Genomic DNA, 25,893 nt, shown 5'->3' with positions numbered 1-25,893 from the left:
GTGGCAATCTCATCAAATCTCTTGAGATTGCTACGCTCCTTGCAGTCGCTCGCAATGACGACAATGTTTACCTCTCCCGAATACCCTTATACTCTCTATGTACATAACCGGTGTAAAGCTGTCTAGGTCTGCTGATTTTTTGTTCAGGGTCTTCGTGCATTTCTTTCCATTGTGCCATCCAGCCTACGGTTCTTGCTATTGCAAAAAGTACCGTGAACATTTGCGACGGTATACCCATAGCCTTATAGATAATACCCGAATAAAAATCAACATTTGGATATAATTTTCTCTCAATAAAATATTCATCTTTAAGAGCGATAGCTTCAAGTTCTATTGCTATTTGTAAGAGCGGATTGTTGTCTAGCTGCCCGAGTTCCTTTAATACTTCTTTGCACGTTTCTTTAAGTACTGCGGCACGCGGGTCATAGTTTTTATATACACGATGACCAAAACCCATTAACCTAAATGGATCATTTTTATCCTTAGCTTTAGCTATATATTTAGGAATATACTCAGAACTACCGATTTCTTTAAGCATATTTATTACCGCTTCATTAGCCCCACCGTGAGCAGGTCCCCAAAGTGAGGCAATACCCGTGCTAATACAAGCAAAAGGGTTAGCTCCGGATGAGCCGGCAATTCGGACTGTTGAAGTAGAAGCATTCTGCTCATGATCGGCATGTAGAATAAATATCTTATTAAGAGCATTTTTTATTATCGGATTTACTGTATATTTCGTATAAGGCGTTGCAAACATCATATGCAGAAAATTTTCGGTAAAATCTAACGAATTATCAGGATAAATAAACGGTTGTCCTATAGAATATTTATAAGACATTGCAGCGATGGTAGGTATCTTAGCAATAATTCTAATAGCGATAAGTTCGTAATCTGCTTCCTTAAAATTCAATAAATCAGGATAAAATGCCGAAAGAGAACCGACAGCCGCAAGCATAATAGCCATAGGATGAGAAGAGCTACAAAAGGTTTGAAATAAATAGTGTAATCTTTCATTCACTAATGAATGATGAGCAACCTGTTTAGTGAAATTATTATACTGCTCACCACTTGGTAGTTCCCCATAAATCAGTAAATATGCCACTTCTAAAAAATCACTTTTCTCAGCTAAGTCTTTAATATCATATCCTCGATGCCGCAAGATTCCTTTATCACCGTCTATATAGGTGATAGTAGACTGACAAGAAGCAGTAGACATAAAACCCGGGTCGTAAGTAAAGCAATCGGCTTCCGCAGATACCCTACTTATATCGATTACATCCTCACCAATACTTGCTTTAAGTATAGGTAATTTAAATATTTTTCCTCTGATTTTTAATTCAGCAAATTCTGAATCATTATTATTTTCATTGGTCATATGGATATACCTTATTTTTATACATCAGTAAGTATAACCCTAATTTAATGAAATTAGAAATGAATTATGATTTATTAGAATTTAAAAATTTTCTTTGATATCTTGCTCAACTTGCAAGGTTAATGAAAATTTAAAACGCATATGCTTCTACTTTCAACTGCAAGCCTAAAGCGTTTAATAAAGATCCTATATTGTCGACACTTGGATTACCTTTGCTAGATAACATTATATATATATATTGTCTATTTATATGAGCTTCTTTAGAGATTTTTGCTATACCTCCTCTTGCTCTAACGCTTCATTAATATACCCTACTAATATTTCCTCATTTTGTAATTTTTCTTTTAAATAATCTGTAAACTTTCCATATAACACCCTTAATTTCGTTTATAAACTTCTTCTATTATTTCTAAGGCTTTTTTAATATCTTTGCCTTGAGTATCTTTATTACTTGCATTTAATAGCAGAAATATCTGTTATAAAAATTGTATTTGTTTAGTGTTTTGCATATTAAGCTTAACTAGAGATGATTACACTGTCGCATATATACGACTAATTGTCCAGTAGAAAATTATTTTGAAAAGTACGTGAAGCTGTGAGTACTAGATTAATGTACAAGTTATGCAAGAAGTCTATTATTGACTAAATACTCCTTAATCTTGAGTAAATCATACCAAGAGGTACGTTTTTGCATAGGTTGGCGGAGTAAATAGGCAGGGTGGAAGATTGCCGTAGTTTGAATAGGAGCGGATAAATATTTATTGGTATAAAAATAATATTCTTGTCTAATTTTAGTAATACCTGAATTTTTTCCAAGTAAGCTAGTTGCAGCCGTGCTACCGACTAGAATAATTAGCTGCGGGTTAATAAGAGCAATATGCTTCTCTACAAAAGGTCTACAAATATCGACTTCTTCGAACGTCGGCTGTCTATTAGCAGGAGGACGCCAAAATACTGTATTAGTAATATAAGCGTTATTTTTTCGTGAAATTCCGATAGCGTGTAGCATATTATCAAGTAAATTGCCACTTTCGCCGTAAAAAGGTATTCCTTTCAAATCTTCGGTACTTCCCGGGGCTTCGCCTATTAACATAATTTTAGCTTCTAAATTACCGTCACCGAAAACCGTATTAGTAGCAAATTTCTTAAGTTCACAACCATTAAAATTTAGTAGAGATTCTTTTAGTTCTTCGATATTATTAGCTTTATCGGCAAGAAATCTTGCTAGGGTTATATTATCATGAACTTTATCATTCATATTGAATGCAGTTTCTTTTGTAGACATAAGTTTTACTTGTGGCTTTTCAGTTAGTTCAGTATTATTACGTACCTTTAATTGCGGTGGATGTTCATGGCAATAATATTCAACACCGATTGCACTTAACCATTTAAGCGTATTATTCATTATCTTAAAATAAAATATGTTAAAATATTCCGTACCACACGAACTAAATGGCATAAGGCTTGATAAAGCTCTATCATCGCTTCTTGAAAATGTTTCAAGGAATCAAATCCAAAAAGCTATTAAAGATTCGCAAGTACTAGTTAATGATGTAATTATTTCTGATCCTGATGTTTTGGTCAAGGAGAATGATAGTATATTTTTTTCTTTTAAAGAACCTGAAGAGCTAAAAATTGCAACAGCAAATGTAGCACTTGATATAATATATGAAGACGATGATTTGATAGTAATTAACAAAGCTGCAGGTATGACGGTACACCCGGGAGCAGGGCATCATGACGATACGCTTGTTAATGCTTTACTACATCATACAAAAAACTTATCGGATATCGGCTCATCAGAAAGACCCGGGATAGTACATCGTTTAGATAAAGACACTACGGGCTTGATGGTAGTTGCTAAAAATAATAAAGCACATATGCTACTTGCAAATCAGATAGAACAAAGGCAGGTAATACGGAAATATAAAGTGTTAGTGTGGGGAGTAATAAATCCGCTAGAAGGAGTCATTAAAAATAATATAGGTCGCAGCCGAAGCGATCGCCAAAAAATGACCATATTAAAATATGGCGGCAAAGAAGCCGTTACACATTATAAGACTCTAGAATTATTTTATAAAGGTAGTATTAGTATGGTGGAGTGCAAGCTTAGTACGGGTAGAACTCACCAAATTAGAGTACAGCTAAGCCATTTAAAGCATTCGGTAGTCGGCGACCAAACTTACGGCAATAACGACCGAAAAATTGCTCATTCTCCCCCTGAACTAAAAGCAAAATTAATTGATTTTAAACGTCAAGCCCTGCATTCTTGGTATTTAAGTTTTATTCATCCGACTAGTAATGAGATTATGGAATTTTCTTGTGAGTTGCCAAGGGATATGGAAGAGATAATTAGTTTATAATTGACAAAATATTAATTTTTTAATATAATATTAAGGATTAATATTTATTTATAAAATGAAAAAAGCTAATTCTAAATTAGAAGAAGCCTTATATTCTATGGAAGAGGGTATTTTAAACCTTAGAAAACAAAAAGCGAGATTAGAAAAGATTTTTACTTTTCTGCAAGATTTAAGTACCGCCACAGACAAAATTATTTCCTTAGATATATCAAATTATAGAGATTGGCAAGAAGTAAAAGATTTTATTTTAAAATTAGGTAATAATTTATCTTTTAAACCGCAATCTATAAAAATTGCTAGCTCTTCCCAATATAGTACAGAACATGAAATTAAAATTTCTGAATTCGTCAATGAAATTCTTTCTCTAAGATTAAAAACAGGCATAGATATTAATAATAGTACGTATATTGATGATGCAAATTATAGGAAAGAAATTTTATTAAAAAAATTTTTTTAATGAGCAAGAAGAACAATTAAATAAATTTATAAAAGTTGCATGCAAAGAAGCAAAAGCACCTGATAATATAGACATGCAATATATGCAAGCTCTGCGGATTTTCTCTGAATTTGATTTCAGTAAAATAGATGAAAAATATTCTAATTTACAACATCTTTTTACAAAGCTATATAAAGCACAAGAAGTAAAATCAGAAATTTATCATTATGAAGTAGAAGATGATTTACATTTTTATATGGTAAAAGTTAATGGAGTAAATGTAACTACTTGGCAAAATTTCTCAAAGAAACAGGGGGAGTTTATAAACCAGTCCGGGAAAAAAGAATATAGAAAAGCTTTTATGGGACTAGATGCTTTTGACTCTAGCATAGAATATCATGACCAAGATTTAACAGATGTATATGTAGTTTTTACCTATAATAAAGCATGGGAACAGAAAAGTAGTATTGGTATACCATCAGTAGAAATGATTATAACTATGGCAACTTCCAAAACGCAAATTTTATTTCACATATAGGAATAATAAAAGCTCCAATATGAGGGACAATAGTATAAGCATTATTTTAAAACTTATTTAGAATATATTTTAAAAAATCAACAAGAAATTTTAGGTGAGAAGAAAGCTCCCATAAAATTTACCGAAGCAGGATATGGTGCTTTTTCTGACTTGATTTTGTATGGGAAAAATGGTGAAGTACTAAATAAACTAACTGCTGACCAGATAAAAGGAGAGTTCGCTTGGTTTTGTACTAGTCCTTATTTATTAAAAAATCAACACGAACAAGAACCTTTAATCACTTGTGATTTAGAAACATTAGCAAATCTTAGCTTTAAAAATAGCTATATAGAACATGAATATTATTCAGAAATAATTGGTGATATAATAACATAAAACGGTTTATGAAAATAATTAAAATACCTAAAACCAAAAATTATCTTAAAATAGATATTATAACTCTAGAACCCGAAGATAGTGTAGATGAGATTTTATAAATGAAAAATTTTGGCAGAAAATAAAACTTTCCATGCAATGTTCTATAAAGCAAACTCTTAGTGATGCTACAGATAAATTAAATAAAATAGGTATTAGTTCGCCGCAATTAGAAGCACGAATTTTACTACAGCATGTTATAAATAAACCTATTGAGTATTTACTTATTAATCTTGATGAGCAGTTAAATGAAGCCGAGATAGAAGCTTTTGAAAAACTGTTAGCGAGAAGATTAAAGCATGAACCGATAGTATATATTACAGGTGTTAAAGAATTTTACTCACGTGAATTTATTGTTAATAAACATGTATTAATTCCAAGAAGCGATACTGAAGTTTTGGTAGATGTTGTATTTCAATGTCATTCCCGCGAAAGCGGGAATCCAGAAAAAAAGCAAACGGATCCCTGCTTTCGCGGGAATGACATAAGCGAAAACTGTAATGACAAATTCTTAAATATCCTAGAACTTGGCACAGGTAGCGGCTGCATTGCTATCAGTCTATTATGTGAGTTACCGAATGCTAATGTAATTGCAACCGATATAAGTCTTGATGCTATAGACATTATCAAAAGTAATGCGGCAAAATATGAGGTAACGGATCGCATTCAGATTATTCACAGTAATTGGTTTGAGAATATTGAAACTCAGAAATTTGATTTTATCGTTAGCAACCCGCCATATATAGCTCACAGCGAAAAATCAGAGATGGCAATTGAAACAATCAATTATGAACCGTCTATTGCTTTATTTGCTGAAAAAGACGGACTGCAGGCTTACTTTCTCATCGCCGAAAATGCCAAACAATTCTTAAAACCAAACGGTAAGATTATATTAGAAATAGGGTTTAAACAGGAAGAAGCGGTAACCCAAATTTTCTTAGATCATGGTTATAATATTGAAAGCGTTTATAAGGATCTACAAGGTCACAGTAGGGTAATATTATTTTCTCCTATTAATCTCAATCGGTCATATGCAAGACGTATCGGTAAAAGCTTATCAGGAGTGCAACAGAATTTATTAGATAACAAACTACCAAAATATTTATTTTCTAAAGAAAAGCTTGTAAATGAAAAACGTAAAGTATTTCTTGAGATAGGCTTTGGTATGGGTGAGCATTTCATTAATCAAGCTAAAATGAATCCTAATGCACTTTTTATTGGGGTAGAGGTATATTTAAACGGAGTTGCAAATGTTTTAAAGCTTACAGGAGAACAAAATATCACGAATTTTTTATTATTCCCTAATAATTTGGATTTAATATTAAATGAGATACCAAGTAATAGCCTTGATGGAATTTATATTTTATTTCCCGATCCATGGATAAAAAATAAGCAAAAAAAGAAACGTATTTTCAATAAAGAACGACTTAAGATTTTACAAGATAAGCTAAAAGACAATGGTAATTTAGTATTTGCTTCCGATATCGAAAATTATTTTTATGAAGCAATAGAGTTAATACAGCAGAACGGTAATTTTGAAATTATAAATAAAAATGATTATTTAAAACCGCACGATAACTATGTAATTACCAAATATCATCAAAAAGCTATTAAGGCGAATAGAACGCCGAAATTTATGATTTTGCAGCACGTTTTAGGCGATCATTAATTGCAGCCCCTATATTCACTTGAGGTATAGGGCTAACTGCTATACCTCTTACATCATGAGATGCAGCATAATCGTCAAGTATTCTTAAATAAGCATAAAGATTTGCAGCGGCTTCTATAAAGTCACCTTTTACACTTAAGTTTAATGAAAATCTTCCTGTAAGATTGCTATTGCCAAAATTTAATCCGATTTCTTTATCCTCTAAATTTATAGCATTTAGCCTAACCGGTACTTTTGGTGAATAGTGTTTTGCAAGCATTCCTGAAGCTTTTATAGTACTTGTCTCTGATGCTTTTAAAACTTCTATCCCTAGTATTTCTCCTAAAATTTCAGCAGTTATAACCCCTTCTCTAAGAATAGTAGGAGTAACAGTTGTTGTATCGATTATCGTTGACTCTAGCCCATATTTAGATTGATAGATTTCAGGTGCTAAAATAAAAATTTCCTTATTATCCTTAAAATGTTTTGTGACATGCTCAGCGTTAGTCGGACTAATATAGTTTGAAGGGTTAGCACTTGGGGCAGCTATAGGTATGCCTGATTGTCTGATAAGCTCTAACGCTACAGGATAAGATGGTATCCGAAGTGCTATGGTATTTAGTCCTGCTGTTACGCTAGGGGCAATATTTGCATTCTCTTTTAAAGGGACAACTATAGATAATGGTCCAGACCAAAATTTTTCTGCTATTTTTGTAGCTAAATCGTCAAACTCCCCTATTTCCTTTGCTTGCTCTATGGAGGAGACATGCACGATAAGCGGATTGATAGCAGGGCGCTCTTTGAACTGAAAAATCTTTAAACACGCCTCATTATTTGTGGCATCCGCACCAATCCCATATACTGTTTCAGTCGGAAAAACAACCACTTTACCTGATTTTATAAATTGAACTGCTTTGTTTATCATAAGCGGTTAAACTTAGCTACTTTATCAAATAATTCACAAATATTCTGTAATAACGACAAACGATTTTGAGCGATCTTTGGATCAGAGTCATTAACGAGTACATTATCAAAAAAGCTAGTAATGGGAGTTAATAGAGACGATAATAAATTTAAGGCTTTCTTATAATCTTTATCAGCTATACTATCTATAATTTGCGGAGAAATTTTTTGGATTACTTCAAATAATTCTTTTTCAGGTTGTGTACTAAAGAGACTCGCATCAACTAAGCCGGTAATTTTCTGATCACCAATTATATTGCTAGCTCGTTTGTAAGCATTTAATAATTGCTTGCCTGCGTCTTCTATTAAAAATTCTTTTAACACATCAAGCTTAAAGTTTGTATCTACTAAATTTAAGTCAAGAACTGCATTAATTAACGCAATATCATAGTCATTTTTAAAGTAAAATTTTGCTCTTTCTTCAAAAAAAGATATTATTAAATTCTTATTTTCGTCAGATGAATCTTTATATAAGTTTATAGAAAAATTAATTAAATCATTAAAATTTAGCTCTAATTTATTTTCAAGTATTATTCTTATTATACCAAGAGCTTGACGTCTTAAGGCATATGGATCACCTGAGCCTGTTGGTGTTTCCCCTGCTATCATCAAACCTACTAAACTATCTAGCTTATCGGCTAAAGCAAGTAAAGCCGCATTTCCGCTTGGTACATTGTCGCTCAAACCTTGCGGTTTATAATGGTCTCTAATTGCAGCGGCTATTTCTGCATTGAGCCCTTCATGTTTTGCATAATAATAACCCATAATCCCCTGTAAATCAGGAAATTCCCCGACCATCTCAGAAACAAGATCACTTTTGCAAAGTCTAGCTGCTGTAATCAAATCCTTATTATTTGGAGCTATATAATTACAAATATCGGTTATGCGTTCAACTTTTTCTCTTAAATTACCAAGCTTTGCATGAAATGTTACAGCTTCTAATTGGCCTAATCTTGATTCTAAAGTTTTAGCTATATCCTGCTTACAAAAATATAAAGCATCCGAAAGACGTGCCGATAGAACTTTCTCGTTACCTTGAATAACTAGTTCAGCATTTGTAAATCTGCCATTACTGACAAAGAGAAAATACGGTGTGAAATTTCCTGTTTTATCAAATAAACAAAAATATTTCTGATGCGTACGCATCGAAGAAATAAGTACTTCTTTAGGTAACTCTAAAAATTTTTGTGGTATTTTTCCAAGCAGTACAACAGGAAATTCGCTAAGCCCTATTACTTCTTCTACTAAACGATTATCTTCTTTTATAATTAAATCATGAGAATTTGCTAGTTCCAGTAAACCGGTTTTAATTATTGTCTCTCTCTTTGCTCTTTCTAAAATAACATGATTTTCTAAAAGCTTATTTCTATAATCTTCAAAATCTGTTACTTCTAATTTTTTATTATCAGTAAGACGATGCCCATACGTAATATTATTAGCGGTTAAATGCCCAAATTGCATCGGTAATATTTCGCCGTCAAATATGCATAAAATATTTCGCAGAGGTCTAATCCATTTTATTTTGTAATAACCCCAAAACATCGATTTTGCCCAGCTATATTTATTAATAGCCTCTATAATAATCTCCGGCAAAATCTCTTTTATTTCTCTTTCTTCTGTTTTTTTGACAAAGAAATAATATAGCTGATTACTAATTAATTTAGTAGAAAGCTCTAATTTACTAACATTATGAGCTTTACAAAAGCCGTTAATAGCGGCTTCCGGAGCTTCTATGCTTGGTCCTTTCATTTCTTCCTCTTTTGGCAAAGTTATCTTTGGCAAATGGGTAGCATGCAGCGTTATCCTGCGAGGTCCCGCGAATACTTGCACTTTTGCAAATATTTCGTTTTCTTCAAAAATTTTCGTGAATATATTTAAATAACCCTCTTCAGCATTTTTTTGCATAAAAGCCGGAATTTCTTCACTAAATAGCTCTAATAATAACTCGCTCACTGTTCATCTCCAACCATTTTGTACAACAAATTCTAGCTAAATGACGCACTCTTAAAACATAAGAAGCACGCTCAGTGACGCTAATTACTCCAAGTGCATTTAGTTGATTAAATGCATGACTTGCCTTAAGGCATTCATTATAAGCCGGCATAGGTAAATTAGCTTTGATTAATCTCTCACACTGGTCTTCGCTATCCTTGAAATGTCGCAGTAACATTTCACTATCGGCAAGCTCTAAATTATATTTTGAAAATTGCCGTTCAGCTTCGAAATCCACTTCACCGTATTTTAAAGCTTTTTCGCCTACTTGCCCATTCCAATCAAGCTCTCTTACTTCATCAACACCTTGAATATATAAAGCAAGCCTCTCGAGTCCGTAAGTGATTTCACCAGCAACGGGACGGCATTCAATACCGCCGATTTGCTGCATATAAGTAAATTGCGATACTTCCATACCGTTACACCATACTTCCCAGCCAAGCCCGGCAGCACCTAAGGTTGGCGACTCCCAATCATCTTCAACAAATCTGATATCATGAATTTTTAAATCTATGCCTAAACATTCTAAGCTTTTAAGATATAACTCTTGAATATTATCCGGCGACGGCTTTAAGATAACTTGAAACTGATAATAATGCTGCATTCTATTAGGATGCATGCCATACCTGCTATCCCCTGGTCTTCTTGATGGCTGAACATATGCAACAGACCAAGGTTTAGTACCAAGGCAGCGAAGTACAGTTGCAGGGTGAAACGTACCGGCTCCAACATGGGCATCGTAAGGCTGCAATATTGCACAGCCATAATCCTGCCAATAATTTTGTAATGTCATAATAATTTGCTGAAATGATAGTTTTTTCATAGGGTATTATTATTGGGAAAGAAAATTTTGATCAGTTAAAAGGATCGAATATTTTTATATTAAACATATTATAATGTTTGATATTTCTAGTAACTAGTATCATATTGCTTTGTTTTGCCTGTGCAGCTATTAAAGCATCGATTGCATTCGTACTATCAATATTCATTAATTCACCCCACTCCTCACATATTTCTTTGTCAATATTAAGAATTCTTTCATTATAATCTATTATTATTCTTTCTAACCATTTTTCTAATTTCAAACTTGCTATTTTATCTTTCTTTGCTAATTTTGATATTCCCTTTCTTATTTCGCCGATAGTAATACAACTTAAGTATAACTGGCTAGAATGAACAATTGAAAACCATGCTGCTACTTGAGAATTGGATTTTTTCTTTTGAATTTCAGATACAACATTAGTATCTAATAAATATTTCATAATTCAAAATCTCTAGCATATCCTTTTGCTCTCTGAATATCCAAATTATCTGTCTTAGGTATGCTCAATAAATATTCTTTGAAATCAGGTTTTTGTTTAGTAAGTTGTTTATAGTCTTTTATACTAATAATTACAACTGCTTCTTCACCCCTTTTTGTAATACATTGAGGGGTACCATGCATTGCAATATCAATAATATTACTTAACTTATTCTTTGCTTCGTGTAACTGCCATTTATTCATATAAAATCCTCATATAGTTAGATTGTCTAGATTATTATAATATAAAGATTCAAAAAAATAAAATATTTTTTTATTAATTTGAAGTCTTAATAATACTCCTTGCCGATCTCGATTTTAGGACGATTGTTTGCTACTCGCCAATTGTTAGTATCACGGAAAGAATAAACACAGCCACAAAATTCTTGTTTATAAAAGTTCTCTTCTTTGGCAATTTCGTACATTCTGCTAGCACCGCCGTCTTTACGCCAATTATAAGTCCAATAGGTCACCCCTTCATAATGAGATGCCGCCCTAGTTCCTGATTCATTAATTTGGTTCATATCTTTCCATCTAGAAATACCAAGCGAGCTAGTTATAACTTTAAAGCCGTTCTCATAAGCATATAAAGCCGTACGCTCGAAACGCATATCAAAACACATTGTACAGCGTATACCTCTCTCAGGCTCAAGCTCCATCCCTTTAGCACGCCTAAACCAATTTTGCGGATCATAATCTGCATCGATAAATTCTATATTATGTTTCTCGGCAAATTTAATATTTTCATTTTTACGAAGCTCATATTCTTTTTTAGGATGAATATTAGGATTATAGAAAAAAAGCATAAACTTAATGCCGGTATCGATCATTTTTTCCATTAAAGGGCCAACACAAGGAGCACAACAACAATGGAGTAAAACCTTGCTTTCACCGTTTGGTATTTCAAAAACTTCGCTCATATTAATTTACTAGATTCTTTTTATAGGTTTCTTTATAGAATTTTAGAATTATAGAAGATAACAAGGCAAGTGCAATTAAATAATATGCAATAGCATAATTGTTTCCGGTAACTTTCGTTAATATCATTGCTAACATTGGAGCAGTACCGCCAAATATAGCAGCTGCAAGGTTGTATGAAAGTGCAACACCGGTAAATCTTATGCTAGTCGGAAATATCTCTACTAAAACCGTTGGAATAGGCCCCATATAGATGCTAATAACTCCAGCAAATATTACTTGAGATATTATAGCTAAAGTAAAATTCATCGACCCTAAGGCTACAAAAATAGGATAGACTGATAAAATTAACAAGATAATCCCCCATATTAGTACAGGACGTCGCCCCACCTTATCCGAAACATACGCAGATATAGGAAATACTATCATCATTACGATTAATATTATACTACTAACAATTGTGCTTTGCTGATTAGTATAACCGAGTGTTTGCATAAAATTACCAATAAAAACCGTAGAAGTATAAAAAGGAGCAGTTACGGTAATATACAGACCAAGTGCGATAATTAGTTCTTTTGGGTATTTTGTTAATGTTTCTCGTAAAGGAAAACGTGCTAAACGCCTTGTTCCCTTAGCTTTTTTATAAATAGGACTTTCTGCTAGGTTTTTTCTAATATATAAACCTACAGAGCTAATAAATAAACCGGCAATAAAAGGTATCCTCCAACCCCATTCAAATAGCATATCGGCAGGCATAAAATAAGAAAAACCGGCTGCTGTACCAAGTCCAAGCAGCATACCACCGCACATACTAACAAATGAGCTACTCCCCGCAAGTCCTCGCTGCTCGAACGAAGCATGTTCTACAATATACGAAATACAACCGCTAAATTCCCCTCCTAAAGAAAAACCTTGTATGAGTCTGATAATAGTTAAAATAATAGGAGCGGCAATTCCAATAGTTTTATAACTTGGTAAGAGCCCTATCCCGGCAGTCGGTATTGCCATAGCTATAATACCCATCACCAAAGCAGTACGTCTACCGAATCTATCACCTATATTACCGAAAATAATACCACCGAGCGGTCGTACTACAAAGCCTGCAGCAAATACCGCAAAAGTTAACGTCTCTCGCATTTCTGGATCCGGAAAAAAATGCTGCCCTATAATATAAGCAAATTGCGCATATAATGCATAATCATACCATTCTAAAGCGTTGCCGATCATGCCGGATATTACTACTTTTCTCATTAAGTTATTTTATTGTTATTTTATTGATTTAAAAAAAGATAATAAGAGTAATATTTTATATTCTCAAGTAAAAATAGCTTTATTTCATGCGAATAGCTTTGCTTGCGTTGATACTGTAGTCGTCATTGCGAGGAACGTAGCGATGTGGCAATCTAGAAAAATAATTAAAAAAATTCTGATTTACAGAATTTTTACTGGATTGCTTCGCGAATTACTGCGTAATTCTTCTCGTAATGACTATACCCTATCTATATTTTTCATTAACCACTTTCTTAGTTAATTTAGCATTGATTTGAGAAGGAGAAACTTTAATATTTTGTTTGATGTTTTTTGTTTTTTCTTGAGATAGAAGACTTTCTTTATCATTTTGTAATGTTTTCATAAACTTATCTATATTGCTTTGTTCTAGTTTTATTGCATTATCATTATTCAAAATTAATCCTCCAATTTTTTCACCAAGTTCAGGTGCATATCTGATGGCAAAAATTGATGCTGGTACAACTATGATAGAAAAAGCCGCTCCTGCAGTCGCAACACTGATTGCTCCGACTAATAAAGCACAAACAGCACCGGCGATTTTTCCAGTTGTTTGTTTAAATATATTACTTTTTTGTGTCAATACTAAAGACATCTCTAATATTTTATTAAATTCTTTCTTTATATAGATGGTTGCTTCATCAATATTATTATATTTCTTCATGGCATACATTACAGAAGCCTTAAATAATTTTTTGTGAGACTCGGCATAATTTATTATTTTATCAAAATTCTTCTCTTTTAAAAGAGTTTTAAATATATTTTTAATTTTTTCTTTTTTGGTACTATTTATTTCATCTCCAAAATAAACTTCTACAAGATTTTCTGCTATTATATCTTGTGATTGCTCTAAAATATTATTCTTATTTTGCTCATTTTCGTCTTCAGAAGTAATCATTATTGCAAATAACTCTAATGCTACAGAAAAATTATCATCGTTAATAACCCGCATACCTAAATAATTTCTGAGTCTAGAAATACATTTATTAATATATTTTTCAGCCTCTGGTTTAGAATTAAGCCTTAGCGTATAATCTATAGCAAGCATATTTGCAATAGTAGAGCAAGTAGATTTCATAAGATTATTGACAAAATTATTAACAATATCTTTTTTAAATAAATTAGTATTTACGTTATTAAGTACTATTGCATTATTCATTTTGGTAATTTATTTTGAGGCTAATTCTCTGATATATAATATCAATTTAGCATAAATAAGATTAGGAGCATGATTTACTGAAAGTTTATATATATTCTTAGGTGTTAACACTTCTTCATTACGTACTCGTACAAAAGATATAAGAGTATTAGGAGGCATATAAGAATAAATTTCAGAGAATATTTTTAGAAAAGTCAAAAAATCTGCACATGCATATTTTATATTTATGCTATAATTATTTACATGAATCGATTTACCTTCTCCTTCAATTGCCTGAACATTATTTTTAAAAAATACTGAATTTATAAATACATCTATAGGTTCTACTAAATCATATTTATTGCTTAAGCTTTTTATTTTAGGAATTAGTTCTTGATAATTTAAGCAATTCACACTACTTGGCACACTTAAATCTACATATTTTTTGTACGATTCTAATATTTCTTCTTTAGAGTTCATGACAGAATAAAGCTTTAAAACTTTCTCTGTTAGATTTTCTTGTAAAACTTGTTTATCAAGAATAGATTTACTGTATTCTTGCTGGAAAATTTTTATTATCCAAATAGTTAAGGAAATAAAGAAGAAATATATAATAAATTGAAAAAATATAAGATTCTTTAAATACATAATATATTTTTCAAACATTATTTTTACCTTGGGTTATTAGTGCCGTTGCATGGTTTATGTCATTCCCGCGTAGGTTGGAATCCAGAGTAAAGCAAGATAAATCGAGCTTTTAAAAAGCTTTAAAGTACTGGATTCCCGCCTACGCGAGAATGACATGGAATATTACGTTTTATTATCAACTATATTAACCGATAAAGGAATTACTACCTTACCGAATATATCAAGTATTTTATCCTTATATATAACATAATCTATCTGCAAATTAGATAATTTATTTTTTACGTTTGTCATATGATCATCTAGCATCTTTAGAGATTCATCTACCGATAGATTATTAGTATGATATTTAAGTATTAACTTGATTATTAATTGTCTCTTAGAAACTAACAAAATATTATCTATATTTGTTAATTCCCATTTAATTTCTTCTAATTTAAAAGCCGGATTTAAAGTAATTATTAGCCTTTTAAGTAAATCAAACGGCAGTGGTACCGGTGTTTCTAGTAATTTTCCTATTACATATAAATCAGCTAGGCTAGTAGTATTTTTAATATAAGGATATTTATATTTGATATCATCATATTCTTGATTTGTTGCATAATATTTTTCATTAATAGAGTTTATGTCTTTGTAATTTTGTTTTGTATTATATTTGATAATACCGACCACTAATATTAATATTATAAGTAATGCACTATATAATTTAAATGTCAGATCCCTTATAGTAACTAGTTTTTTTATTGATTTTAAATTATTATTATAAGCGGGAAAACTCTTATATTCTAGAAACAGTCTACTAATATTCGTATCTATAAATCTTTCTTTTTCTAGAGTTTGCTTATTTAGTATATTATCAACCGGTATAAAGATTACAGGGCGTTCTTCAAAATTTGTTGATTCTAATAAAGATTTTAACTCTTCATCTACTATAAGAATTATACAGGCTCTTTGGTCAAGATTACTTATATAGTTTTTAAATAATATCAAACAATCATTAATTTCTTGTTCTATAATACCTTGAACATAGCCGGTTGTTTTATCCAATGGATACTCAAGATTTCTAATTGTTATTATATTATTTTTATGTTTGATAATAAATTTTATACCGCTAGCTTGTAATGCATATACACAAATTTGAAAATAATCGTTATATTTATCATTTTCTATATTCTGCACTATTTTATTTATAATAACTTTTAGCTCTAACGTTAAAAAGTAAATTCCTTTTAAATCAAGAGATCTTTTATCTATAATGCATGAAATTATATCACTTAAAGGTGTTTCAAATGGACACGACATAATTAAAGTCGACCAAATTTCACTTGGGGTAGTAGTAATTTCGTAAACACAATGTGCTATAATGTCTTCTTTATTAAAATAACCTTCAATAAATTGTTCAATAGGATCAAGTTTAACTATTGACTGTAATATAGGTATTTGATCGTGCCGTGTTTTACATTCACTGCCGTCAAGTAAAAAATAAATATCACTTTTTGGAAATTTACTAAAAAAGTTTTTATAAGGATTTAAGTCTATCTGTTCCCGAATAGGGATAAATAATTTATCTAATAATTTATTATCAAGAAAAGTACTAAGAAATACACCTTTATTACCTAGTAACACCACAATCTTTTTTCTTTTGAAAGAAAATATTTTTAATTTTGTAGCAAATTGAACAAAATGTAATTTGATCGAATCAAAAATATTTTTCATAAATAAATTTATTTTAATCATAATTCAGTGTATTTTACTATACTGGACGTCATTTCTGCGTGGATACCCGAACCGTCATTGCGAATGACTGATAAGGAGCGTGACAATCTCAGGACTTTGGCACGAGATTGCGTACGTACAATTACTAAGTAATTTTCCTCGCCATGACGAAAAATGATCCTCTCCGGAATGACATAACATTAAATAATATATCTTTCCATGACTAAATTTACCACCGAAGAAGTTAGAAGTAAATTTATAACTTACTTTAAAGCAAATAATCATACACATGTACCGGCCAGTTCGTTAATTCCACACAATGACCCTAGCTTAATGTTTGTTAATTCCGGAATGGTACAATTTAAAAATGTTTTTACCGGACAAGAAAAAAGACCTTATAACAAAGCGGTAACTAGTCAAAAGTCTCTTAGAGCCGGCGGCAAGCATAACGACCTTGAGAATGTCGGTTATACGGCAAGACATCATACCTTTTTTGAAATGCTAGGTAATTTTTCATTCGGTGACTATTTTAAAGAACAAGCCATATATTACGCTTGGAATTTATTGACTAAAGAATTTGAACTCCCAAAAGACAAGCTTTATGCAACAATTTATCATACTGATGACGAAGCAGCTACTTATTGGAAAAAAATAGCAGGTTTTGGGGATGATCGCATCATAAAGATCAAAACAAACGATAATTTTTGGTCAATGGGTGATACTGGCCCTTGCGGTCCTTGTTCCGAAATTTTTTATGACCACGGTGAACAAATATATGGCGGACTTCCTGGTACTAAAGATGAAGACGGTGATAGATTTATCGAGATTTGGAATATGGTATTTATGCAATATGAACAAATCGATAAAGATACTAGTATAGAATTATCGCAAAAATCTATCGATACCGGTATGGGTCTTGAGCGTATGACGGCAGTATTACAGCATGTTAACAACAATTATGATATAGATTTATTTCAGGAAATAATTAATTTTATAGAAAATATAGTAAAAGTGAAAGTAGAGGGAGAAGCTAAATTTTCTTACCGAGTTATTGCCGACCACTTACGAGCAAGTAGCTTTTTAATAGCTGACGGCGTTATTCCTTCAAATGAGGGGCGTGGTTACGTACTTCGCCGCATTATGCGAAGATCCATGAGGCATGCCCATATGCTTGGGTCAAAAGAGCCGTTAATGTATAAATTACTGCCAAAACTTGTTGATTTAATGGGGAATGTTTATCCTGAACTTAAAAGAGCAGAAAGCTTTATAAGCAGTATCTTAGAACAAGAAGAAATTAGATTTAAAGCCACATTAGAACGTGGTCTCAAACTTCTTACCGAAGAAACAGAAACGCTAACAAAAGGTAATGAATTATCAGGAGAAGTAGCATTTAAATTATACGATACTTACGGATTTCCGCTTGATCTAACCGAAGATATTCTAAAAAATCGTGATATTTTCGTTGATCACAAAGGGTTTGAAGAGCAAATGCTTATGCAAAAAGAACGTGCTAGAAAATCTTGGCTTGGCTCCGGTGAATCAAAAACCAATCAGTTGTGGTTTGATATCAAAGAGCAACATGGTAGCACGGAGTTTTTGGGATATACACTTAATGAAGCAAAATGTAAAATAATTGCATTAATCAAAAATAATAATTTAGTTAATGATATAAAAGAGATAGATACACAATTCCTGCTAATCAGCAACCAAACTCCTTTCTACGGTGAATCAGGCGGTCAAATAGGTGACATCGGAACGATATTTGCAAAAGATTCTGAAGTAGAAGTAATAGATACTTTAAAATATTTAGGCTCTATTATAGTCCACAAATGTATTTTGAAAAAGGGGCAGATTAACGTAGGCGAGAATGCTAATTTTAGTATAGACATAAGATATAGGCAAAATTTAAGAATTCATCACTCGGCAACGCATATATTACATGCAGTACTGCATGAGGTACTTGGGAAACATGTTACTCAAAAAGGTTCGTTAGTCGCTCCGACTTATTTACGCTTTGATATTAGCCATTCTAAAGCTGTGACTAATGAAGAAATCACTTTAATCGAAGATAAGGTAAATGAGATTATTAGAGATAATCATGAAGTAACTACTACATTAATGGCAACTGAAGATGCAGTTAAACAAGGAGCTATGGCACTGTTTGGCGAGAAATACGACTCTGAAGTAAGAGTAGTTAAGATGGGTGAGACTTCTTTAGAATTATGCGGCGGTACGCATGTCAGACGTACCGGTGACATCGGTTGCTTTAAAATCACAAGCGAAAGTGCTATAGCAGCAGGTGTTCGTAGAATTGAAGCAGTTTGCGGTGAATTCGTAATTAAATTAATGAGAGAAAAGGATAGTTTACTTAAATCGATAGAAAACAGTTTCAAAACTAATAAAAATGAACTTATTACTAAGGTTAATAATATCTTAGAGCGTAACAAGGAAATTGAGAAAGAGTTAGAAAAAACTCATTTAGCTAGTTTAGATTTAAGTATAGAACAAATTGAAAAGCAAGCTGCACAAATAACAGGAATAAAACTATTATACAAAAAAGTAGGAAATATAGACAATAAAATATTACGTCAAGCTGCCGAAAATTTAACAAAAAAAGTAGAAGATTTGATAATGGTATATATTGCCGAGGGAATTGGTAAATTATCTATTACAGTTGCGGTGAGTAAAGCCATAACAGACAAATACAATGCAGATATAATTGCCAAAAAACTTTCTTTATTCTTAGGTGGCAGCGGCGGAGGTGGACAAGCAAGCCTTGCTCAAGCCGGTGGAAATGATATAGGTAAGTTAACTAACATCCATGAAAAATTATACAGTTTATTGACAGTGTCGTAGTGTACTAATTTAGGACGTCATTACGAGTGTGCTTTGTAGATGGATATCCGGTTGTCATTGTGAGCAACCGTAGTACTTGCGTGGCAATCTCGTCAAATATCCTGAGATTGCTTCGTCAATTACTTCGTAATTTCCTCGCAATGACAAGGTGGTATCCACGTAACAATGCCTATGCAGGGAGGCATTGTAATGACAAAATTTATGGTTGTTAATACGCTGCTTTCACAAAATAAAGACCGGAGGCGGGAGCAGTAGGACCGGCGGCTTTTCTATCTTTGGCTTCTAAAACATCTTTAATTTGTTCTGCCTGCCAAATATTTTTACCAACAAGTACTAAACTGCCGACAATATTACGTACCATATGATGCAAAAATGACGGGGCTGAAAGATATAATTTTATTTCTTCGTCTTCTTTAATAATATTAAGTTCAGTTAAAGTTTTAATCGGTGATTTTGATTGACATGCGCTAGCCCTAAATGAAGTAAAATCATGTTTGCCTAATAGATAGGCGGCAGCTTGTTGCATGGCTGAAACATCTAAAGGTGAACTAATCCACCATGCTCTATTTAAATCAATTACCGATGGATAAGGTCTATTAATAATTCTATATATATAATAACGAGAGGTAGCTGAAAACCTAGCATGAAAATTATTGGGGGCTAATTCACAATTCCATACTCCTACGGCATACGGTCTTGCAAAATAGTTGATAGCTGTAATAATTTTGTGAGGTTCTAAATATTTTGAAAGATCAAAATGTGCTACTTGACCTATAGCATGAACACCGGCATCTGTCCTTCCTGACCCAAACAATATCACCTGTTCACCGGAAAATTTATAAATCGCTTCTTCTAATACCTGCTGTACCGACATTACTCCTGCTTGTCTTTGCCAACCTGCAAGATCCGTGCCTAAATATTCAATGGTAATTTTATATCGATACATAATAGCCCACTGTCATCCCGTGGCTTGACCACGGGATCTTGTATCATAGCCCGTGTCCTGAGATCCCAAATCACGGGATGACAGTATAAGTATTATCATGCTTCTAGTAAATCCGATGGATTACCGTCACCACGCTTTCCTCCGCTTCTAAAGCTATTAAGTTTTTTGGATCTAATAGGATGTTGTAACTTTCTTAAAGCTTTTGACTCGATTTGTCTTATACGTTCTCTAGTTACTTTAAATTGCTGCCCTACTTCTTCTAATGTATGGTCAGTATTCATACCTATACCGAAACGCATTCTAAGCACTCTTTCTTCACGAGGCGTAAGGGTTGCAAGTACTCTAGTGGTAACTTCTCGTAAATTTGACTGAATTGCCGCATCAATCGGTGCTACTGCATTCTTATCTTCGATAAAATCGCCTAATTGACCGCCGTCACTATCATCACCTACGGGATTCTCAAGACTTATAGGTTCTTTAGCTATTTTCATGACTTTATGCACTTTATCAAGCGGCATTGAAAGACGGTTAGCGATTTCCGTCGCTGTTGGTTCGTATCCGAGTTCATTAAGCATTTGTCTTGAAGTACGTAGTATCTTATTAATTGTTTCAATCATATGTACAGGAATACGTATAGTCCTTGCTTGATCGGCAATAGCTCTTGTTATAGCTTGTCTAATCCACCACGTAGCATAGGTAGAGAATTTATAACCACGGCGATATTCAAATTTATCCACCGCTTTCATAAGTCCTATATTACCTTCTTGAATTAAATCTAAAAACTGCAATCCTCTATTAGCGTATTTTTTAGCGATAGATATAACTAAACGTAAATTCGCTTCTATCATATCTTTTTTTGCTTGTAGTGTTTGTCTCTCGCTTTTTTGTATAGTATTCACTAGTTTTTTAAAATCATTAACTAAAAGACCGGTTTTAGATTCTATAACCGATAATTCAGCAATCATTTGATCTATATAATCCGATTCTTTAGTCATTAACTCTTTCCAAGCGACTTTTTTATTTTGCAGCATTTTTTCTTTCCATGCTGCATTAATAACCGATCCTATATATTCATCAAGGAAATTTTGGCGAGTTACTCCATATTTTTCAGCAAGTTTTAAAAAAGCTGTTTCTTTATTAATTAAATCACGATTTATTCCATACATCTTACCTAAAATTTCTTCCGTTCTTTTAGAATTAAAATGTATTTCCGAAACTTCATTTATTAATAATTCCAAATTATTATATTTTTTGCTATTTTGTAAAACCTTCGGCTCAAAAGATTTCTCATAACATTTTTTAGCTTCAATGAGTAGCTCTTCACAGATAAAAGAAATCTTTTTCATACGCTCTATAATATTAGGTAATATCTGCGTTTCTACTCTAGACATAGATAAGTGATTATCCTCATGTTCTTCTCCTTCGGTCTCACTACTATGTTCTTCATCATTTTCGGGTGTTTCGTCATGTAACATGTTAGCTTCTAAATCTATCAGATCACGTAGTAACATTTTTTCATTAACTAAATCTTCATACCATACTATAAAACAACGCATAGCAACAGGACTTCTGCATAAGGAAGCAGTCATTGTTTTATGTCCTTCCTCAATCCTTTTTGCTATTTCTACTTCATTTTCACGAGTTAAAAGATCGACTCCCCCCATATCCTTAAGATATAATCTTACAGGATCATCAGTAGTACCTATATTTTCTTCTTCTACCTCATCCTCAGGTTCATTATCAACATTGGTAGATAGCTTAAATTCTTCATCCATTCCGATATCAAGCTTAATTTCATCATCTTCATTAGATTCTAAAATATCTACTCCTGCATCAGAAAATTTTAATATAGCTTCCTCTAATTGTCTTATTGAAGGATTTTTATTAAGAGGAAGAGCGTTGTTTATATCATCATAAGTGACCGGTACTTTTTAGATTTAGCTTTTTTAAGTAAACTATCTATTTTATCTAGATCATTGTCTATATTGCTATTGCTCATTAAATACCTATATGCTTTTTTCTTTTAAAAGAAGTTTGAAATAATTAAGTTATCGTGTGATTAATAAAAGATTCGTTTAAAACTTGCAGTTCATTTGCAATCTTCAGAATTTCTTTTTTATATAGTAAAACTTTTTCAAAGTCGTGATTGTCAGTACTGTTTATGGTAATAGCGTATTCTTGTTGTAAATTTATTAGATAATATTTCTTATGTAGCCACTGCCATAATAAATCCAGTCTGATATTATTTTTATTAAATGAGATATCTAAAAACAAATTATCCGTTTTTGATAATAATAAAAAAATATCAAAAAAGCTAGTTTTTTCCACAATTGCAGTAATTTCACTTGCTTCTACGTTATTATCTATAATCTCGTTTAAATACCAATTACGGAATTCTTCAAGCGATTTATTATTAAAATTTAAATTTAAGATGAAATCTCTAATATCTTTTTCTTCAAGTATTATAGGAAATTTAACCAACAAAGCACAAAAAGCGTGTTCTAGTATTTCAAGCTCCGAATAGCTGTGACTTGAAATTATAGGAGCTAAATTTGAGTTTTTAGTTGTAGCTTTCTTCTGCGTTGTAACTAAATTTTGCCATATTTGATCTTTAAAAAACCTGTAATAACTTGCTTTTAAATAACTATCCGATATTTTGCTGCAATAATTTGTTAAATTTTTTTCTAAATTAGCTTTTTCTTCCGCAGTTTTAAAACTCTTGCCGTTATACTCAATATGCCAAATCATTTCTGATAAGCTTATTCTTTTATCTATAAGCTTTGCAAAAAAATCAGCACCGTTTTTATTTACTGCATCGTCGGGATCAAATCCGCTTGGTAACCTAATAAAAGAAATTTTCTTTTCACTATTAATAAGCGGTAATGCTAAGTTAATAGTTCTTATGCTAGCTTTTATGCCTGCATTATCTCCGTCAAGACATAATATAATTTCATCGCCAGCACGCCATAATTTATGTAAGTGATTCTCGGTAATGCTAGTACCGAGACTCGCAACTGTTTCACTAAAACCTGCTTGATGTAGTGCTATAACATCAAAATAACCTTCTACTAAAATCGAATGATTTTTTTTATAGCTACTGCTTATCGCTTTATGCTCACCGTATAGAGTTTCACTTTTTTGAAATACTGTAGTTTCAGGTGAATTTAAGTATTTAGGCAGCCCCTCCCCTAGTACTCTACCGCCAAAGCCTACAATTTTATTGTAAATATTTCTAATTGGAATAGTAATACGGTTAGAAAATAAATTATATATTTCACCGTTCTCTCGCTTGCCGATCAGCCCTGCTTTACCAAGCTTTATAATATCTATATTTTTATCGTGAAAAAATTTTTCAAATTTATTACTCTTCGGGGCAAAGCCTATTGAAAACTCTTTTACTGTTTCTTCGGTAATACCCCTTTCGTGTAGATAATGTAATATTTCAGGTGTTAATTGTGTCCTGAAAAACTTATTGGCGAGTTCTAAAATATTTAGAATTTCATCGGATTCTTCATAAAATTCTTTCTGTTTTGCAGTTAATTTCGGTATCTCTATACCGTAATCGATTGCAAGCTTTATAGCAGACTCATTATAAGATAAACCGCTAATATTAGAAGTAAATTTTATAACATCACCGGCTGCTTTACAACCAAAACAATAGAAAAATCTCTTACTATTACTAACCGTAAAAGATGGGGTCTTTTCTTGATGGAAGGGACATAAACCTACATAGTTACCAGATTTTCTAGTTAAAGCTACTTTTTGCCGCACTACATCCGATATGTTAATACGGTTTCTTAAGAACTCATAAAATTCCGGTGCAACTCTCATTATATTACAATATGTAGGAAAGAATAGCTGTAGAAAGACAATAAGAAAGCGGTATAGACAAATTATCGTTAATTCTTAAATCTTTTGAATAAAATTCAGCTACTGTAGCCCCTATGCAGCTTATAATAATAATAATAAAACTTGTATTATATCCTAAATAGAAATACACTAATATACTTATAAAAATTGCAGAAGCTAAAAAGGTAATAGAACCGGCTATAGATTTACCGTTACCTAAGCTATTTCCTATTTTAACGCCGACAAGAGCCGCTAAACAATCTGAAATAATTAAAATCAACCACGAACAAATCACTAAATTTTTAGGGAAAAGAAGAACAGTTAAGAAAAAACCGAGCATCATAAAGCTAACGCCGCTTAAAGCAAAAGAACCATTATTTTCTTCAAGCCTTATAACTTTTGAAAAAAATCTAGTTACAAATTCGCTAATTTTTGCATTATTATGACGTGATACATCTAAATATAATGTAATAGCCGTTATTATAAATAATAATAACGTAATAGCGGTTCTTGGAATAAATAAATAAAGCAGCGGAAATATTATAGCCGATAGGTGGAAAATTTTACGCTTTTTCTCAAAGTCCAAATCTTTAATTTCCATAAGATTACTAATTTGTTGCTATTGTTATATGAGAAATAATGCCAACATCATTGCGAGCAGTATTCGATGTCATTCCTACGAAAGCAGGAATCCAGTAATCTTTTGTCATACCGCGACTTGATCGCGGTATCCAGTCTCTGTTAGTTTTTTCTGGATTCCTGCTTTCGCAGGAATGACATAATAGAATCCGCTTAGACAAGGACCACTTGCAATGACGATATTTAGGCAATGCCAAATAATTAAAAAGGCTTATTTGACAAATTTCACTATTACAAATATACTTGCTGAAATCTATATTATTGAAAATAGTATACTAAACTTACTAAATCTATACAATATAATTATGAATACAAAATTTCCTATCACCGCTAAAGGTTTTGAAAAATTAGAACACGAGCTTAAACATTTAAAACATGTAGAACGTAAAAAAATTAGTGCAGATATAGCCGAAGCACGAGAACACGGCGATTTATCCGAGAATGCGGAATATGAAGCGGCACGTGAGAAACAAGCATTTATAGAAGGGCGTATTAAAGAGCTTGAAGATATGACAGCAAGAGCGGAAATTATTGATATTGGTAAATTATCGGGAGATAACATAAAATTCGGGGCTACGGTTACTTTGATCGACAACGATACTGAAGAAGAAGTAACATATATCATTGTAGGAGAATATGAAGCCGATATAACTAGAAAAAGAGTTTCAATCGCTTCTCCTATAGCAAAAGCTTTGATTGGAAAATCGGTAGGTGATTTTGTAGAAGTTACAACACCGAAAGGATCTAAATCATACGAAGTAGTTACCGTTGAATATAAAGAACTAGAACTTTAATTTTATTTTTTTGTCACTATAAACGTTAACCGTATGGCTTGTTATGTCATTCCTGCCTACGCGGGAACGACATCGA

The 25,893-nt window shown here is 32.3% G+C and carries 24 protein-coding genes; 7 read left to right on the top strand and 17 right to left on the bottom strand.

Annotated elements, in window-relative coordinates; translation table 11 throughout:
• Positions 1-67 precede the first annotated feature (67 nt).
• From RAT170B_RS04380 to RAT170B_RS04370, 3 genes are all read right to left on the bottom strand, one after another.
• Complete coding sequence (locus RAT170B_RS04380; RefSeq protein WP_045805698.1) at positions 68-1,375, bottom strand: citrate synthase; 1,308 nt, start codon at positions 1,373-1,375, stop codon at positions 68-70.
• A 130-nt stretch (positions 1,376-1,505) separates the two neighbouring features.
• Positions 1,506-1,604, bottom strand: a complete 99-nt coding sequence (locus RAT170B_RS12400; protein ID WP_409994158.1) for a hypothetical protein — start codon at positions 1,602-1,604, stop codon at positions 1,506-1,508.
• Positions 1,605-1,994: 390 nt separating this feature from the next.
• The gene (locus tag RAT170B_RS04370; RefSeq protein WP_024704397.1) at positions 1,995-2,780 is read right to left on the bottom strand and encodes a uracil-DNA glycosylase family protein; all 786 of its coding nucleotides are present in this window, start codon (positions 2,778-2,780) and stop codon (positions 1,995-1,997) included.
• 16 nt (positions 2,781-2,796) lie between these two features.
• On the opposite strand from RAT170B_RS04370, the gene RAT170B_RS04365 reads away from it, so the two are divergent.
• The 5 genes from RAT170B_RS04365 (at position 2,797) to trmB (ending at position 6,795) form a co-directional block, all read left to right on the top strand.
• On the top strand, positions 2,797-3,738 hold the full coding sequence (locus RAT170B_RS04365; RefSeq protein WP_014014883.1) for an RluA family pseudouridine synthase: 942 nt from the start codon (positions 2,797-2,799) through the stop codon (positions 3,736-3,738).
• Positions 3,739-3,793: 55 nt separating this feature from the next.
• A complete protein-coding gene (locus tag RAT170B_RS09770) occupies positions 3,794-4,195 on the top strand; it encodes a hypothetical protein (RefSeq protein WP_045805697.1) in 402 nt (133 codons plus the stop codon).
• A gap of 82 nt (positions 4,196-4,277) precedes the next feature.
• A complete protein-coding gene (locus RAT170B_RS11515; RefSeq protein ID WP_232048114.1) occupies positions 4,278-4,712 on the top strand; it encodes a hypothetical protein in 435 nt (144 codons plus the stop codon).
• A gap of 156 nt (positions 4,713-4,868) precedes the next feature.
• On the top strand, positions 4,869-5,087 hold the full coding sequence (locus tag RAT170B_RS11510; RefSeq protein ID WP_041404113.1) for a hypothetical protein: 219 nt from the start codon (positions 4,869-4,871) through the stop codon (positions 5,085-5,087).
• A 133-nt stretch (positions 5,088-5,220) separates the two neighbouring features.
• Positions 5,221-6,795: a bifunctional peptide chain release factor N(5)-glutamine methyltransferase PrmC/tRNA (guanosine(46)-N7)-methyltransferase TrmB gene (trmB, locus tag RAT170B_RS04345; RefSeq protein ID WP_045805696.1), complete on the top strand. Its 1,575-nt coding sequence runs from the start codon at positions 5,221-5,223 to the stop codon at positions 6,793-6,795.
• Here trmB and RAT170B_RS04340 read toward each other — a convergent pair.
• From RAT170B_RS04340 to RAT170B_RS04295, 10 genes are all read right to left on the bottom strand, one after another.
• Positions 6,761-7,699, bottom strand: a complete 939-nt coding sequence (locus RAT170B_RS04340) for an L-threonylcarbamoyladenylate synthase (protein ID WP_045805695.1) — start codon at positions 7,697-7,699, stop codon at positions 6,761-6,763. The genes trmB and RAT170B_RS04340 overlap by 35 nt on opposite strands.
• A complete protein-coding gene (gene glyS, locus RAT170B_RS04335; protein ID WP_045805694.1) occupies positions 7,696-9,690 on the bottom strand; it encodes a glycine--tRNA ligase subunit beta in 1,995 nt (664 codons plus the stop codon). The genes RAT170B_RS04340 and glyS overlap by 4 nt, the downstream gene beginning before the upstream one ends.
• On the bottom strand, positions 9,662-10,552 hold the full coding sequence (locus RAT170B_RS04330) for a glycine--tRNA ligase subunit alpha (protein ID WP_045805693.1): 891 nt from the start codon (positions 10,550-10,552) through the stop codon (positions 9,662-9,664). Before RAT170B_RS04330 ends, glyS begins: the two co-directional genes overlap by 29 nt.
• 31 nt (positions 10,553-10,583) lie before the next feature.
• Positions 10,584-10,991 (bottom strand): type II toxin-antitoxin system VapC family toxin, encoded by a 408-nt coding sequence (locus tag RAT170B_RS04325; protein ID WP_045805692.1) that lies wholly within the window; start codon positions 10,989-10,991, stop codon positions 10,584-10,586.
• The gene (locus RAT170B_RS04320) at positions 10,988-11,233 is read right to left on the bottom strand and encodes a type II toxin-antitoxin system Phd/YefM family antitoxin (protein WP_004997145.1); all 246 of its coding nucleotides are present in this window, start codon (positions 11,231-11,233) and stop codon (positions 10,988-10,990) included. The genes RAT170B_RS04325 and RAT170B_RS04320 overlap by 4 nt, the downstream gene beginning before the upstream one ends.
• Before the next feature lie 86 nt (positions 11,234-11,319).
• Positions 11,320-11,949 (bottom strand): epoxyqueuosine reductase QueH, encoded by a 630-nt coding sequence (locus RAT170B_RS04315; protein ID WP_014014891.1) that lies wholly within the window; start codon positions 11,947-11,949, stop codon positions 11,320-11,322.
• A gap of 1 nt (position 11,950) precedes the next feature.
• Positions 11,951-13,198, bottom strand: coding sequence for a metabolite/H+ symporter (locus tag RAT170B_RS04310; protein ID WP_014121154.1), 1,248 nt, complete (start codon positions 13,196-13,198; stop codon positions 11,951-11,953).
• Between the two features lie 244 nt (positions 13,199-13,442).
• Positions 13,443-14,393, bottom strand: a complete 951-nt coding sequence (locus RAT170B_RS04305; RefSeq protein ID WP_045805691.1) for an RP853 family protein — start codon at positions 14,391-14,393, stop codon at positions 13,443-13,445.
• Positions 14,394-14,402: 9 nt separating this feature from the next.
• The gene (locus RAT170B_RS04300) at positions 14,403-15,038 is read right to left on the bottom strand and encodes a hypothetical protein (protein ID WP_045805690.1); all 636 of its coding nucleotides are present in this window, start codon (positions 15,036-15,038) and stop codon (positions 14,403-14,405) included.
• A 144-nt stretch (positions 15,039-15,182) separates the two neighbouring features.
• A complete protein-coding gene (locus RAT170B_RS04295; RefSeq protein WP_045805689.1) occupies positions 15,183-16,754 on the bottom strand; it encodes a hypothetical protein in 1,572 nt (523 codons plus the stop codon).
• Positions 16,755-16,952: 198 nt separating this feature from the next.
• Between RAT170B_RS04295 and alaS the strand changes: the two genes are divergently transcribed.
• Positions 16,953-19,589, top strand: coding sequence for an alanine--tRNA ligase (gene alaS / locus RAT170B_RS04290; RefSeq protein WP_014014896.1), 2,637 nt, complete (start codon positions 16,953-16,955; stop codon positions 19,587-19,589).
• Positions 19,590-19,797: 208 nt separating this feature from the next.
• Here alaS and truA read toward each other — a convergent pair whose 3' ends face one another.
• The 4 genes from truA to RAT170B_RS04270 all read right to left on the bottom strand — a co-directional run bounded on the left by truA (position 19,798) and on the right by RAT170B_RS04270 (position 24,985).
• Entirely contained in the window at positions 19,798-20,535 is a 738-nt protein-coding gene (truA, locus tag RAT170B_RS04285) for a tRNA pseudouridine(38-40) synthase TruA (RefSeq protein ID WP_045805688.1), read from the bottom strand.
• A gap of 95 nt (positions 20,536-20,630) precedes the next feature.
• Positions 20,631-22,406, bottom strand: coding sequence for an RNA polymerase sigma factor RpoD (gene rpoD / locus RAT170B_RS04280; protein WP_409994157.1), 1,776 nt, complete (start codon positions 22,404-22,406; stop codon positions 20,631-20,633).
• Positions 22,407-22,578: 172 nt separating this feature from the next.
• Positions 22,579-24,366: a DNA primase gene (gene dnaG / locus RAT170B_RS04275; protein ID WP_014014899.1), complete on the bottom strand. Its 1,788-nt coding sequence runs from the start codon at positions 24,364-24,366 to the stop codon at positions 22,579-22,581.
• Positions 24,367-24,370: 4 nt separating this feature from the next.
• On the bottom strand, positions 24,371-24,985 hold the full coding sequence (locus tag RAT170B_RS04270; protein WP_045805687.1) for a diacylglycerol/polyprenol kinase family protein: 615 nt from the start codon (positions 24,983-24,985) through the stop codon (positions 24,371-24,373).
• Positions 24,986-25,328: 343 nt separating this feature from the next.
• On the opposite strand from RAT170B_RS04270, the gene greA reads away from it, so the two are divergent.
• Positions 25,329-25,817 (top strand): transcription elongation factor GreA, encoded by a 489-nt coding sequence (gene greA, locus RAT170B_RS04265; RefSeq protein ID WP_024704400.1) that lies wholly within the window; start codon positions 25,329-25,331, stop codon positions 25,815-25,817.
• Positions 25,818-25,893: the final 76 nt, after the last annotated feature.

Source organism: Rickettsia argasii T170-B (assembly GCF_000965185.1).
GTDB classification, from domain to species: Bacteria; Pseudomonadota; Alphaproteobacteria; order Rickettsiales; family Rickettsiaceae; genus Rickettsia; species Rickettsia rickettsii.
This window is presented reverse-complemented; position numbering and strand designations above follow the sequence as displayed.

Coding starts and splice junctions, on each gene's coding strand:
- RAT170B_RS04380 (WP_045805698.1), bottom strand. CDS start 1,375: ATGACCAATGAAAATAATAATGATTCAGAATTTGCTGAATTAAAAATC.
- RAT170B_RS04370 (WP_024704397.1), bottom strand. CDS start 2,780: ATGAATAATACGCTTAAATGGTTAAGTGCAATCGGTGTTGAATATTAT.
- RAT170B_RS04365 (WP_014014883.1), top strand. CDS start 2,797: ATGTTAAAATATTCCGTACCACACGAACTAAATGGCATAAGGCTTGAT.
- RAT170B_RS09770 (WP_045805697.1), top strand. CDS start 3,794: ATGAAAAAAGCTAATTCTAAATTAGAAGAAGCCTTATATTCTATGGAA.
- RAT170B_RS11515 (WP_232048114.1), top strand. CDS start 4,278: ATGCAAGCTCTGCGGATTTTCTCTGAATTTGATTTCAGTAAAATAGAT.
- trmB (WP_045805696.1), top strand. CDS start 5,221: ATGCAATGTTCTATAAAGCAAACTCTTAGTGATGCTACAGATAAATTA.
- RAT170B_RS04340 (WP_045805695.1), bottom strand. CDS start 7,699: ATGATAAACAAAGCAGTTCAATTTATAAAATCAGGTAAAGTGGTTGTT.
- RAT170B_RS04330 (WP_045805693.1), bottom strand. CDS start 10,552: ATGAAAAAACTATCATTTCAGCAAATTATTATGACATTACAAAATTAT.
- RAT170B_RS04325 (WP_045805692.1), bottom strand. CDS start 10,991: ATGAAATATTTATTAGATACTAATGTTGTATCTGAAATTCAAAAGAAA.
- RAT170B_RS04320 (WP_004997145.1), bottom strand. CDS start 11,233: ATGAATAAATGGCAGTTACACGAAGCAAAGAATAAGTTAAGTAATATT.
- RAT170B_RS04315 (WP_014014891.1), bottom strand. CDS start 11,949: ATGAGCGAAGTTTTTGAAATACCAAACGGTGAAAGCAAGGTTTTACTC.
- RAT170B_RS04310 (WP_014121154.1), bottom strand. CDS start 13,198: ATGAGAAAAGTAGTAATATCCGGCATGATCGGCAACGCTTTAGAATGG.
- RAT170B_RS04305 (WP_045805691.1), bottom strand. CDS start 14,393: ATGAATAATGCAATAGTACTTAATAACGTAAATACTAATTTATTTAAA.
- RAT170B_RS04300 (WP_045805690.1), bottom strand. CDS start 15,038: ATGTTTGAAAAATATATTATGTATTTAAAGAATCTTATATTTTTTCAA.
- RAT170B_RS04295 (WP_045805689.1), bottom strand. CDS start 16,754: ATGATTAAAATAAATTTATTTATGAAAAATATTTTTGATTCGATCAAA.
- alaS (WP_014014896.1), top strand. CDS start 16,953: ATGACTAAATTTACCACCGAAGAAGTTAGAAGTAAATTTATAACTTAC.
- truA (WP_045805688.1), bottom strand. CDS start 20,535: ATGTATCGATATAAAATTACCATTGAATATTTAGGCACGGATCTTGCA.
- dnaG (WP_014014899.1), bottom strand. CDS start 24,366: ATGAGAGTTGCACCGGAATTTTATGAGTTCTTAAGAAACCGTATTAAC.
- RAT170B_RS04270 (WP_045805687.1), bottom strand. CDS start 24,985: ATGGAAATTAAAGATTTGGACTTTGAGAAAAAGCGTAAAATTTTCCAC.
- greA (WP_024704400.1), top strand. CDS start 25,329: ATGAATACAAAATTTCCTATCACCGCTAAAGGTTTTGAAAAATTAGAA.